Annotated in this window: 7 protein-coding genes; 6 read left to right on the forward strand and 1 reads right to left on the reverse strand. The window is 50.5% G+C overall.

From position 1 onward, the window contains the following. The first annotated feature begins 318 nt into the window (after nt 1-318). From H6F72_RS03665 to H6F72_RS03690, 6 genes are all read left to right on the forward strand, one after another. Nucleotides 319-5,670, forward strand: coding sequence for a caspase family protein (locus H6F72_RS03665; RefSeq protein ID WP_190431857.1), 5,352 nt, complete (start codon nt 319-321; stop codon nt 5,668-5,670). A 185-nt stretch (nt 5,671-5,855) separates the two neighbouring features. Then, nucleotides 5,856-6,665, forward strand: a complete 810-nt coding sequence (locus H6F72_RS03670; protein WP_190431859.1) for a hypothetical protein — start codon at nt 5,856-5,858, stop codon at nt 6,663-6,665. Nucleotides 6,666-6,916: 251 nt separating this feature from the next. Next, a complete protein-coding gene (locus H6F72_RS03675; RefSeq protein WP_190431861.1) occupies nt 6,917-7,378 on the forward strand; it encodes a Fur family transcriptional regulator in 462 nt (153 codons plus the stop codon). 66 nt (nt 7,379-7,444) lie between these two features. Continuing rightward, a complete protein-coding gene (locus H6F72_RS03680) occupies nt 7,445-7,615 on the forward strand; it encodes a hypothetical protein (protein WP_190431863.1) in 171 nt (56 codons plus the stop codon). A 519-nt stretch (nt 7,616-8,134) separates the two neighbouring features. After that, the gene (locus H6F72_RS03685) at nt 8,135-10,306 is read left to right on the forward strand and encodes a hypothetical protein (RefSeq protein ID WP_190431865.1); all 2,172 of its coding nucleotides are present in this window, start codon (nt 8,135-8,137) and stop codon (nt 10,304-10,306) included. Between the two features lie 156 nt (nt 10,307-10,462). Next, the gene (locus H6F72_RS03690; RefSeq protein ID WP_190431867.1) at nt 10,463-12,328 is read left to right on the forward strand and encodes a DUF3685 domain-containing protein; all 1,866 of its coding nucleotides are present in this window, start codon (nt 10,463-10,465) and stop codon (nt 12,326-12,328) included. 10 nt (nt 12,329-12,338) lie between these two features. On the opposite strand, the gene H6F72_RS03695 is transcribed toward H6F72_RS03690, so the two are convergent. After that, nucleotides 12,339-12,797, reverse strand: coding sequence for a YbhB/YbcL family Raf kinase inhibitor-like protein (locus H6F72_RS03695; RefSeq protein ID WP_190431869.1), 459 nt, complete (start codon nt 12,795-12,797; stop codon nt 12,339-12,341). Between the last annotated feature and the right edge of the window lie 9 nt (nt 12,798-12,806).

Raw genomic sequence — 12,806 nt, forward strand, 5'->3', positions numbered from 1 at the left:
ATGAATGAAAAACTGGAAATCTTAACTAGAGAACTCTTAAGTTTTGACTATTTGGTAGTGTTGGTTTTTTAACTGTAAGCCCTGTCAGAAAAACAACATTTCATTCTCTCTATTCAGTCAGCAATGCGCAAGCTTGCAAAAAGATTCAACTGAATTTTAGTTGCTTTTAGTTTGTTCTAGTAGTTAAAAACTCGAGATTAAATTTACAGATTTCCTGCGAATTTATATTTCAATTTCGCTAAGAAACTGCCCATTAAGTTGGGGAAGTTAAGCCAGTTTCTTACCTTTGTATCAAGGTGTTGCCAGGAATAGTAGATCATGTCACGGGATGCCTTAGTTGTTGGAATTAATGCGTATCAATCCTTGCCCAGCCTTAATGCTCCAGCCCGAGATGCTGAGGCGATCGCTCAACAATTGCAAACCTATGGTGAATTCCGAGTTACCCGCTTACCAGAGATAGTGGCGACTGATAATGCGGCTGGTACAGTACAGACCAGAGTGGGTCTCAAAACTCAAGTAACCCTGCGAGAGCTAGAAGCAGCCTTGATTCGGCTCTTTAAGCCAAAAGGAAACAATATCCCTCATACGGCGCTGTTTTACTTTTCTGGACATGGACTACAAAAAGATGCAGGGATTCAGGAAGGTTACTTAGCTTTAAGTGATTCCCAACCAGACGTAGGATTCTACGGTTTGTCTCTCTTTTGGCTGCGGCGACTACTTCAAGAAAGCCCCGTGCGCCAGCGCATCATTTGGTTAGACTGCTGTCACAGCGGTGAACTGTTCAATATGATGGAAGCTGATCCCGGTGCCCATGCGGGTACTGATCGCTTGTTTATGGCAGCTTCGAGAGAATATGAAACAGCCTATGAGTCGTTAAATAGTGCCTACAGTGTATTTACACAGGCTGTCCTAAATGGCCTTGATCCTAAAAGCAATGAAAACGGAGTTGTTACCAATTATTCGCTAACTCATTGGGTGAGTAGTGCGCTAAAAACAGAAGTCCAACAGCCTCTGTTTGAAAACTCTGGTAGCGAAATTATTCTGACTCGTTGCACCCAGCCCCCCTCAACCGTGCTGAGTGTCAAGTCTCAAACAATCTGCCCCTACCGAGGACTGGAATTTTTTGATGAATCCCATGCAGAGTATTTCTTTGGTCGGGAAGATTTAACCGATCAACTGATTGACAAGCTACGGCATGGCAAGTTTGTCGCCGTAGTGGGGGCATCAGGTAGTGGTAAATCATCTTTGCTACGAGCGGGCTTAATTCATGAACTCCGCAAGGGCAATAAGTTTTCAGGTAGCGATCGCTGGCAAATTAAGCTGATTACCCCTGGGGATCATCCGCTCCGTAGCCTGGCTCACGCATTTATCGATCCGCAAGCGACAGGCCTAGAGCGGGCCGAACAGTTGCGCCGCGCTGAAGCATTTCTCAAAGATGGTGGTTCTGGTTTAGCTCAATTAGCTCAAGCAAGTGCGATCGCCAGTCAAAAGACCACAGATGGGCAGAGCACTGCGGGATCGCGCTTAGTGCTGGTGATTGACCAATTTGAGGAAGTCTTTACCCTCTGTCAGGGACAGCAATCCGAACAAGAACGTTACCGATTTTTCAACTGTCTAGTCGGGGCATTACAGGAAGCGGGCCATTACCTCAGCATTGTGATCGGCTTAAGGGCCGACTTTTTTGGCAAATGCTCGCTCTACAACCAACTCGCTCAAAAGATTGAACAAAATTTAGTGACCGTCACACCACTGACCTACGAGCAAATCAAGGCTACGATTGTGCGTCCAGCCCAGAGAGTAGGGCTAGTTTGCGAACCTAACTTGATTTACACCATGTTGCTGGATGTGGTAGGCGCGCCGGGGGAGTTGCCGCTGCTTCAATATACGCTGCTAGAACTTTGGGAGCGGCGGCAGGAAAGCGAAAACGGAGAGCCACCTCGCTTGACCCTGAACGCCTACACCGAGTTAGGGGGCGTGCGAGGCACCTTACAAAAGCGAGCGACAGAAATCTTCTACAGTTTGGCTTCGGAAGAGCAGCGGGTAGCTCAGCGGATTTTTCTGGCTCTCACGCAATTGGGAGAAGGCACAGAAGATACCCGCCGCCGCATTCTAAAAGCAGAATTGGTCAGTCGCCGCTTTCCAGCTGCTTTAGTGGAAAAGGTTTTAGAGAAGTTAGTAGTTGCCAAGCTGGTCGTGACGAATCAAGTCCCTGCTAGTAGCTCTCGCGCTGATGAAACTGACACACCCGTAACGACGCTTCAGCCACCTATCTCGACTGCTCTACACTTTGCCCAAGCGAATCAAGACTTGTCTGGTTCGGTTTGGACTTGGAACTCAAGCACGTCGGCTAGTTCTATCAAGTCATCCTATGGCTTAGGAACTGGGAGAACGAATTTACCTTTGGATCTGGATTTGACCTCAGCTAACGCTTGGTCATCACCCGGTAGCTTGCTCCCCGCTCTCTATTATGAGACGGTCGATGTGGCTCACGAGGCGTTGATTCGTAATTGGTCTTTGTTGCGGAGCTGGCTCGACGAAAACCGCGAAATGCTGCGGCGACAGCGACGCATTGAACAGGCAACACGAGAATGGCAACGTGCTGAACAACCTCTAGAAGCAGAATATCTCCTTCGAGGCGGTCGTTTAGTTGATGCGGAAGACTTTTTACAGAATTATCCAGATGAGCTTTCAGCTTTGGCTCAGCAGTATGTAGCAGTCAGCCAAGAGGAGAGCCGCAAGGCCCACAAGGAGTCCAGGGTGCTGCAAATTGCCGTTCCCTGTGCATTGTTGGTAGCGTTAACGGTTTCGTTTAACCAATACCGCACTGCTGTGAGTAATCAAGCGGAGAAAGACTACCAAATCCAGGTGGCAACATCGCGGCAGCGAGCCGCGATCGCCCAAACTGTTTTGCAAGAATCAGGCGGAGATCCGACTACGGCACTGCTGATTAGCCGCTTAGCTGCGGAAGCAGGAAAACCCACCTATGAGGCGGAAGCAAGCTTAAGAGCAGCTTTGCAAAAACTGCAATTGCAGGTTGAACTAAGAGGCCATCAAGGTGCTGTGCATCAAGTTGCCTTTAGCCCTAGCCAAAACCGACTTGCCACGGCAGGCGCAGACGGAACAATTCGCATTTGGTCCTTGCAATCTCAAACCACCGAACGAGTGCTGCAATGGGATGCCCCAACTCCTGCTCGTTCCAAACAAGCTAAGCAGACTGAAGCTGCACCAGCTTCTCCCCCGTCAGCGATTACAGCGCTCGCTTTTAGTCCAGATGGCAAACAATTAGCAGCGATCGCTAAGGGAACTCGACAAGTCAAGATTTGGGCTGTTGAGTCTGGGGCTCCGGTTTTTCAGCTAGCGGGCTTTACGGGAGAAGCAGTCCAAATTGCCTTTAGCCCTCAAGGGCAATGGTTTGCGGCAGCGAGCGCTGATCACACGGTGCGAATTTGGCAACTAAAAACTGGGCAACTACAAGCCCAAGCAAGCCATCAAGGCCCGATTAACAGCATCCAGTTTAGTCTGAATGGGCGATCGCTCTTGACGGCCAGTACCGATGGTAAAGCTCGAATCTGGCAAGTTGCAACTGGGCGGATTCAGCAGGTGTTACAGCATCCAGGATCTGTAAACCAAGCTACCTTTAGTCGCAGTGGTCAATGGATTGCCACTGCCTGTGATGATGGTCAAGCTCGCCTGTGGAATGCCCAAACTGGAAAACTTCAACAGCTTTTCTCTCATGCAGGTGAAACTACACGAAGCTTAGATCACGAAAATCCATCGCTAGGAAAGCCTTTGGTTAACCCGACTTCGGGGGCTACAGGTCAAAGCGATCGCTTGCTATATCACCGCTCCAAATTGCCCCATCAAACTAAGTCGGCTCCTATCATTCAGGTGATTTTCAGTCCAGACGAGAAGTTGATTGCTACGGCTGATCCCAGCCAGCGAGTCCGACTGTGGAGTCTGCGCTCTGGACAATTGTGGACGCAATTGAGCACTCCCAGAGATTTACCCACCATGATTCGCTACGCAGGACCAGAACCCATTGCCTTTAGTCCTGATGGAGATTACATCCTCACGACCACCCGCAATCAGGTCGGCGATCGCAGCACAGCCTATACTGCTCACCTATGGGAGGTCTATACCGGACGCGAAGTGAGTGTGTTACGGGGGCATCAAGGCGCGATCGAGGCGGCTCAGTTTAGCCCCGACGGTGCCTATATTGCGACTGCGAGCGATGATAGCGTGGTGCGCTTGTGGGCCACGCAACCCGGTGGTGAACTCCCAACCTTGGCTATGGCAAAAGCGCCGATTCAATGGGCTACGTTTTTGCAACCTACTGGGTCGCGATCGCTCAAAAACAGCGCTTTGACGGCTCAATCAGCCCCAAAGGGGTTAGAAGTACTGCTATCCCTGCCTTCACGCTTAAATTCTCGCTTCACAAAAGCGGCTTTTTCAGCCAATTCCTCGTCTCCCTCGGATAGTACGGCTTCCAGTCCTGCATCGGTCGCTTCCAATCTACTGAGCCGCATGGTGACTGCTACTGCCGCTGGCAATCTGCAAGCTTGGCATCTCTCTGGGAACCCAGTCACGGAGAACTTTTCTCAATCAAAGGCTGGTGGGCGGTTTGGGGTGTCAATCACTCAACAAGCAACTGAGGTCGATCTACAGTCAGTTGAGGCTATGTTGAGCCACTCATCCAGTGGCAATCTCAGTGGTGTTGCCCTGAGTCCAGATGGTGCAACGCTAGCAGTCGCCAAGACTGATGGCTCGATGGAGATTTTGCAACTACAGGATGAGCAGAAGCCGAAATTGTTGCGACGATTGCAAAATATACGCGACGTTAAGGCGAAAGCGGTGACCAAGCCCGCGATCGCTACGCCGGTTGTTGTCCGCCAACTGAGTTTTAGCCCGGATGGCCAGAAACTACTAGGGCTAGGAGACGACTTGACGGTACGGCTTTGGCATGTAGCTTCAGGGCAACCGTTACAGAGTTTGCACGGGCATCATGCCACAATTGAGCAGGCACACTTTAGCCCCAACAATCAGCAGGTGATCACAGCCAGTTGGGATCGAACCGCTCGGATTTGGGATGTGGCATCCGGGAAGTTAGTCCGCTTACTAGCGCATCAGGATGTCGTGAGCAGCGCCTTTTTTAGCCCAGACAGTCAACTTGTGGTAACTGCAAGCTGGGATGGTGCCGCTAGAGTATTTGACCCAACGACCGGGGGGTTGCGGGTGGTCTTGGCTGGTCATCGGGGGCCTGTGCTGGATGCTGAGTTTAGTCCAAATGGGCGATCGCTGGTGACGGCTAGCGCAGATGGTACAGCTCGTCTCTGGGATGCCCAAACAGGTACCGAACAAGCGCAATTGCGGCCTTCTAGCCCTAGCCATGAATCGAATCGGGTACGCCGAGCTTTCTTTAGCCCTGATGGTCAATACATCGCCACTCTGGGTGACGATGGCAAAGTGCGTCTTTGGGCTGCGACTTGGGAGGTTCTGCTCAAGTTGGCCCGCGATCGCACCTTACGACAATTGACGACCGAAGAATGCATCCGCTACCTGCGCCTTGCGCCTAATGATTGCCCAGCGTTACCCGCTCAAGGGGCAGAGGCTCAAGATGCTAAGGAGTCCTCTGTAATGGAGGCGATCGCAGTTCAGCAGCCTACAAATTAAATTGGGTGTTTCACTTACTATTAAGGCTCAGGCATTCCAGTAGCAAATTGAGTATCCTAGTAGTAAAAATTAGGATCACAATAGATCTGAATTTTTGATTTAATTTGAAGTTTGAATGCCTCAATCGTGGATTGATCAAACTTCATGCTTCAATTTTGCGTATGGCGGGTAGATAGGTAGGGAACGTGGCACAGGCTTCATCTCGGCGGCGGCAACTCATCAACGAAGTGCAGGCATCTCTGCCAGAGTTTCCAGTTGCAGCATTGAAGCAACTGTTCTGGCTAAGTTCTGGAGATCAAGGGTCTAGAACTTGGTTCTGGGGCATGGCAGTCATGACAGTGCTGCTAATTTGGCACTGGAAGCTACTGTTTGCTCTGGGGATCGGTATTCTGATTCTGTTGCTGACTCATTCATTGCAGGCAGGAACCTGGCAGATCCCTTGGGCAGACTTGCGCCGCCACTTAAAAGGAACTAAGCAGCGCTTTGGCTTAGCAGTAGCCAGTGGAGCGATCGCAGCCCTCAGTACCTATATTTCCCTGGTAATTTGGAGTGAGGCTGAGAGCTTTTGGAGCGCTACAGGAGCTATTCTTCAGGGTTTTGGCACATTAGCTGTGCTCGTCCTATTCATTGGGCATCTTTTGGAGCATCAGGATGAACAGCCGACCGCCCGTTTTGATCAACTCGTGCGCGATTTAACGCATGCGGATGCCTTAAAGCGCCTGATTGCCGTCCATCAGCTCACTCAAGCCGTGACTGTTCCAACTGCCGATCGTGGTCAGCGGCGCTCAGTGGTGGATTATCTTCGGTTGCTGCTGACCCAAGAGTCAGAACCCGTAGTTCGTAACGCTGTGCTTCAAAGTCTACAATCTTTAGAAAAGGCCCATCGAATCACCCAAGCTCAACTGCCTCCGGCTTCTGCGCCAGTGGTGAAGTATACAGCAACGCGAGTGCGGCGGCCTGTGGCTACAGTACCCCTGGCTAAAGTAAAGTTGTAGTGAGTTTGTGTTAGCTCAGATTTAACTTATAATAGAGAAGGAAAATAGTAAGCCAATCTCAGTACTGGCTATTCACCCATCCCTTGGCTCACAGATTTGACGATCGCGATCGCCAATTTTGATTTGGGGTGTTAGATTCGAATAGAATTACTCCGCCTCTTGACAGCGATTGCACATTGAGTACTTGAGGTCGTGAGTAAGCTCAACGAGGGATAGCTGAGTGAGCATCAGATAGGTTAAGGGCATTAAGTATGCAAAATGAAGTGACAGTCTCGAAACCCATCCGCTCCCTAGACGATGCCTTAAACCGTTGCCAGGTTTTGGGGATGCGTCTGAGTCGTCAGCGTCGGTTCATTTTGGAGTTGCTGTGGCAAGCTCATGAGCACTTGTCAGCCAGAGAAATTTATGACCGCCTGAATCGTCAGGGTAAGGCGATCGGCCATACCTCGGTGTACCAAAATCTAGAAGCTCTCTCCGCGCAAGGCATTATTGAATGTATTGAGCGATCGGACGGCCGTCTCTACGGCAATATCAGCGATTCTCACAGCCATGTAAATTGCCTTGACACGAACCAGATTTTAGATATTCATATTGAATTGCCGGAAGACATTATTCGGCAGATTGAAGCGCAAGTCGGAGTCAAAATCACCGATTATCGGATTGACTTTTTTGGCTACCGGGGCGCTGAAGTGGCAGCAACGCAAGCGTCGTAAGCCTAGCAATCTTTTAGAAGTGCTGCAATTCAGCCCTTCGTCCAATCGAAGTCATTTTATTGCTGGATGAGTCACTACACTTTGGTAGGTTTGGCTTCATTTCCGAGTAGCTATGCGATCGCTATGTTTTATTTAGGGATCACTCAAGCGCTTAGTTCCGAAGGTTTCAACAGAGTAGTTGGCGATCGCTCAGCCACAACTGTGACCCTACCACGGCAGGAAGCTGGATCGTCCTAGCTAAGTTTGTCTTAGCCACTGTTGAGTAATCAGTGCGCCTCTCACAACCTACTCGGATGGCTATAGATAAATTAATGATTCGATTTTGGTCACTGTGAGTTTGCAGTGCTTAAAGTTAGAGTTGATAAAGCCTGTTGGATGACCTTCCTACAGCTCGCTCACCTTCAGGGCAGGAAAGCGCTAAAGTTCGTGTATCGTAATATTTCTATGGCTTGTTAGAGTTTTGACTGCAATGATCCGGATACCTGCTATACAACTAGGGTATTGGATTAGGCCAGTCTTGACCGTCATTCTCCGCTCCTCACCAGCACTCTATCCTCGCCCCAGGCACCAATTGCACCTCTAGCAATCGTTAATGTTTACTTTGCAAACGTTAACTCTCCAATTTCGGTCGGGCTAACTAAGCTGTACCTGTGAGTAGGGCTGCAAGTCTTTCTGACAGACACAACTCCTTTAAATTTGGGGAGAGGTCGATGGGTGCCATATGGGTTTCTCTAGGTAATCGCAACAGCCGCAATTATGGCGAGAAGACAATTCTACCGATTTCGTATTCATGCTGGGAACCAGTTTCGACCTTGGCAACTGGGGCGACAATCTAACCCACCGCCAAAAACTGAGTTGGCAGAAATTTTGGCTGAGCCAACTGAGGAGCCAGGGAATGGCACAGTCTCAAACAATGCTGAACGGGAAGCGATCGCTCAGTCGGCTACTTTTGCCGATAGACCCAATGGCACCCAAAAGGTAACCAAGGATGAGGCCGTTCAGCCAGCCGCTAATCTAGCTGATCCTCAGGGGCCAGAGGCCATACCTACAGATTCACCATTGCTAGAACCGCGCCGTAAGCGTGGCTGGAGCTGGTCATTAGTTTGGCTGAGCGTGGTGCTGGTCTGTGGCGGTACTGGAGCAATGGCGTTGGTTTGGCTGACCATGCTGCCACCACCGCCCAATTGCCAGCAAATCTCACCTTTAGCCGCTGATGCAGAACGGCTGTACTGTGCCCAACAAGCAGCTCAGTCCGGTGAACTCAAGCAACTGATTGCCAGCGTGGAGTTGGTGAAACATTGGTCTACTGAGCATCCCTTGTATAGCAGTGCTCAAAGTTCTTTAGCTGAGTGGTCGCGCGGGCTGTTAGCGATCGCCAATCAAAAGATTGGGCAGAATCAGTTGGAAGCTGCTGTAGAGATCGCCCAAAAAATTCCACCCAGCAGTCCTCTCTATCAGGACGCACAAGCAGAGATCTCCGCTTGGCAGCAAGATTGGAACCAAGGCGAAAAGATTTATGGCCAAGCACAAGCCGCGATCAAAGCTCAGAAATGGCAAGAAGCTTGGAAGCAATCTCAAGCATTGGCAGGGCTAACCAACGAGCATTGGCGGCAACGGGTGACAGCCCTCCGGCAGCAAATTGCGGTAGAGCGGTTGGCGTGGCAGCAATTGCAACGGGCTGAGAACTTGGCCCAAGCCAATACGCCAGAAGATTTATCAGCGGCGATCGCTTTATTGCCGAAGATCACGCCTAAAACTCATGCCAAAACCATTGCAGAGACGAAAAAAGTCACCTGGAGCAAGGATTTACTGAAATTAGCGGCGGCTCAACTGAAACAACAACAGTGGGAGTCTGCGATCGCGATCGCTGAGAAAGTGCCTCCTGGGGTTTCGGTCCTGGCTGAAGCTCAAGACCTGATTCGCTTAAGTCGGGCTTACCAAGCGGCGGCGCTCGGCAAAGTTCCAGGCAAACCTTTACATGAACAGCTCTGGAGCTTAGTCACAGCGCTAGAAGTCTTACGCCAAATCGAGCCAGGCCGACCTTTATATAAAACGGCGCAAGCCCAGAGAGAGCGTTGGGAAATGCAGCGCCAAGACTTAGTCAATTTGCAATTTGCCCATACCTTAGCCAACTTGGGACAAGTTCCGGCTTTACGCTTAGCGATTGACCAAGCGAAGTTGGTTGTGCCAGGTCGTCCTCAGCGACTGCAAGCGCAGACCTGGATTGCTCACTGGCAAAAAGAAATTCAACGGGTGGAAGATCGGCCTTATCTAGCGCAGGCTCAACAGTTAGCCAAGGTGGGGACGGTGAGCAGCTTACGGCAGGCGATCGCGGCGGCTAGTCAAATTGCTCAGGGTCGGGCTCTCCGAATTGATGCCCAAACCGCGATCGCGACTTGGAAGCGCCAGATCCAGGTAGTCGAAGACCAACCATTCTTAGACCAAGCTCGGACCTTGGCGAATCAAGGTAACTTAGGCAAAGCGATTGAAGTGGCAGGACAAATTCGCTCAGGTCGGGCTTTGTATCAGGAGGCTCAGGACGCGATTTATGATTGGGCGGCACAAATTCAAATTGCAGAAGATCGCCCTATTCTAAACGAAGCATATGGTTTGGCGAGCCAAGGGAACTTGAGTCAAGCCATTAATGTAGCAGCCCAAATTAGTTATGGCCGAGCGCTCTATGGAGAAGCTCAAGGCGCGATCGCGAATTGGTCTGCCGAGCGGGATGCAATTTTAGCGGCCCGTGAAGCCGAAGCTCGACAAGCTGCCCAAGACCAGCAAGCCGCCCCCGCAGAAACGCCTGCAGAAACGCCTGCAGAGGCTCCAGCGACCGATGACCCTGAGCCTGAGGCTGATCCCTCAGGGGCAGCAGAACCAACTTATTCAGGAGAGCCAGAACCGCCAACGGACTCAGCGCCCAGTGAATAAAGCTAGGTAATTAAGCGAATTCAGAAGGCTTAAGTATGCTAGCGTCAATCTTGGATTCGACCTGAGCTGCAACTTGAAGCAGTTAGCAACCTGAATCATTGCTAGGCTCAGGGAAACTTGATTGCCAGTTATGGAACATTGGGCACTCGAAGCGCAATGACAGAACCGCTAGTAAAGCTGCTATTAATTGATGATGACTTGGTATTCCGGCTAGGATTGCGAACTTGGCTGGAGCAGTTTCCTGACATGCAAGTCGTTGGGGAAGCCGAGACAGAAGCCGCTGCGTTACAGATTTTGGCAGCTTCTCCCGCAACGCTGATCATTCTGAATTTAGATTTGGGCAGGGCAGTTTCAACCTGGACAAGCCGGGATCAGGCGGTGGGGCTACAACTGTGTCAGTTACTGAAGCGGCAATATCCCCAAATTCCGATTTTGCTCTTGAGTGCATCCCCACTTCCAGAAGCGATCGCGGCTGCCCGTCAAGCAGGAGCGGAGGGATATTGCGCCAAAGGCACCAGAGCTACAGAGCTATTAACTGCCATTCGGCAGGTGGCTACGGGGCAAAGTTATTGGTCTGCAAACGCTCCTCGGACGATCGCTCCATCGACTCAGGTAGGTGCAGCTTTGCCAGTCAGCGATCGCCCTCTTGTCGTCTCCCAGCGCCATCCATTGCTTGCCTTGTGGCAAAAGCAACGACTCTCAGGCTTACAGCAAATTGATGCTGCTTTAGCAGCGATTACGGCTCAACTACGACAACCAGGGTTGCCAGTCCTCGATCGCGCTGTGTTGGCGGGTCGGTGGCGAGAACTGCGGGCAGCTCGCTGGGTGGTGAATCAATTGTTAGCTCCGCCTGAGCCTGATGCAGAAGCACTGCGCGATCGCTCGTCCACCCTTTCAGACATCAGTCGATGGGAGGAAAGCGGCTGGGAAGAGAGTGCATGGGAAGAGAGCGATCGCCGCATCTCAGCTTCCGAGCCTAGCTTGCGCATATCTACAGGCTCAGAACTGGTGGCTAGCGTCCCTATAACTTCGCCAGAGCTAGCAGCGCGGCCTTTACAATCTCGCCTATTTGACCGGACAGTGAGTAAGTTGCAATCTCCCCTGCAAAATCTCACCAACACGCCTCTGGAAATTGATATTCTGCGCGAAGAAAAAAAGCGAGAACTGCTCTACATTATTTTGCGTAAATTAGAAGAAACGCTGGATGAGTTGCGATTTGCGCAAGTTCAACCCGCTCAGTTTTTGGAAAAACAACCTGCTGTGATTCGGGATTTGTGGGTCGCAACTACCACAGATTTTTTTGGTAAATACTATACGTTGCAGTTGGGAGCGATGAACTTAGAAGTCGTGAAAGTTTTGCTGCAAGATACCCCAACTGTAGAGAGCGAAATTCTCAATAAAACTCCCCTTAGCTGGGATCTGTTTGCTTACCTCTTATTTCAAATCCCCCTCGTTGTAGACAATGTACCTTATGCTGCTCATACCCCAGAGGCGATCGAGCGAGCAGAATGTTTATTGCAAAACCTACTGCTGCAAGTGGCCAACGCTGTTATCCAACCTCTACTTAATCACTTTGCCGATGTGGAAGTGATTAAGCAAACCTTTTACGATCGCCGTCTCATTTCTACTCGTGAAATTGAGCGATTTAGAAACAGTTTGTCTTGGAAATATCGGCTTGAACGTTATGTAGGTGAGCCCAAAGCGATTTTTGAAAGTCAATATGAATTATTGGTTTTAGATAGTCGAGGCATTGCCAAAACCTCAATTTATTCTCCTCGTAACCAAGAACTGAGAGAATTAGCGGGGCTGCAACTCGCCGTTACTTTGGTATTAGAAACTCGGGATGCGATCGCACCTCGGTTTCGCTCAGCGATCGCGTTTTTGGGCAGTGGCTTCGTTTATGTCCTAACTGAAGTGCTGGGGCGAGGCATTGGGTTAATCGGGCGCGGCATTTTGCAGGGGATTGGCAGTGCTTGGCAAGACACCAAGATTGGTAAAAACGGAGAACGTCCTAAACAGTAACTTCAGGATTTCAGCGGCGTTTAGCGTAGCGACCCACTAATTCTGCTGCCGCTAAGATATGTCCGTTCATTGCTGCTTCCAATTGCGCTTTGGTCGCACCTGATTGCAAAGATAAGGTGCGATCGAGTGCGTAGAGTTTGAAGACATAGTGGTGGGTGCCATTGGGAGGACAAGGACCACCGTACCCTAGATTGCCAAAGTCATTTTTACCGTGGGTGCCGCCTTTTAGGAGCGTGGCTTGGGGAGCGATGCCTTCAGGTAGGTGGAGCGTTTCCGGCGGCAAGTCGTAAACCACCCAATGTACAAAAATGCCGACCGGGGCATCCGGGTCATCTACAATCAGCGCCAAGCTTTCCGTTTCGGCTGGGGGTGCGTCCCAACTTAAAGGTGGCGAAATATTGGCCCCATCGCAGGTGTACTGAGATGGAATTAAACTGTCAGCCTCAAACGCAGAACTTTCAAGTTTCATGGTTTTCAT

Source organism: Trichocoleus sp. FACHB-46 (genome assembly GCF_014695385.1).
In the GTDB taxonomy this organism is placed as follows: Bacteria; Cyanobacteriota; Cyanobacteriia; order FACHB-46; family FACHB-46; genus Trichocoleus.

Excerpts from the sequence above, each read along its gene's own strand:
- H6F72_RS03675 (WP_190431861.1), top strand. The coding sequence starts at position 6,917 with ATGCAAAATGAAGTGACAGTCTCGAAACCCATCCGCTCCCTAGACGAT.
- H6F72_RS03695 (WP_190431869.1), bottom strand. The coding sequence starts at position 12,797 with ATGAAACTTGAAAGTTCTGCGTTTGAGGCTGACAGTTTAATTCCATCT.
- H6F72_RS03665 (WP_190431857.1), top strand. The coding sequence starts at position 319 with ATGTCACGGGATGCCTTAGTTGTTGGAATTAATGCGTATCAATCCTTG.
- H6F72_RS03690 (WP_190431867.1), top strand. The coding sequence starts at position 10,463 with ATGACAGAACCGCTAGTAAAGCTGCTATTAATTGATGATGACTTGGTA.
- H6F72_RS03680 (WP_190431863.1), top strand. The coding sequence starts at position 7,445 with ATGAGTCACTACACTTTGGTAGGTTTGGCTTCATTTCCGAGTAGCTAT.
- H6F72_RS03685 (WP_190431865.1), top strand. The coding sequence starts at position 8,135 with ATGGCGAGAAGACAATTCTACCGATTTCGTATTCATGCTGGGAACCAG.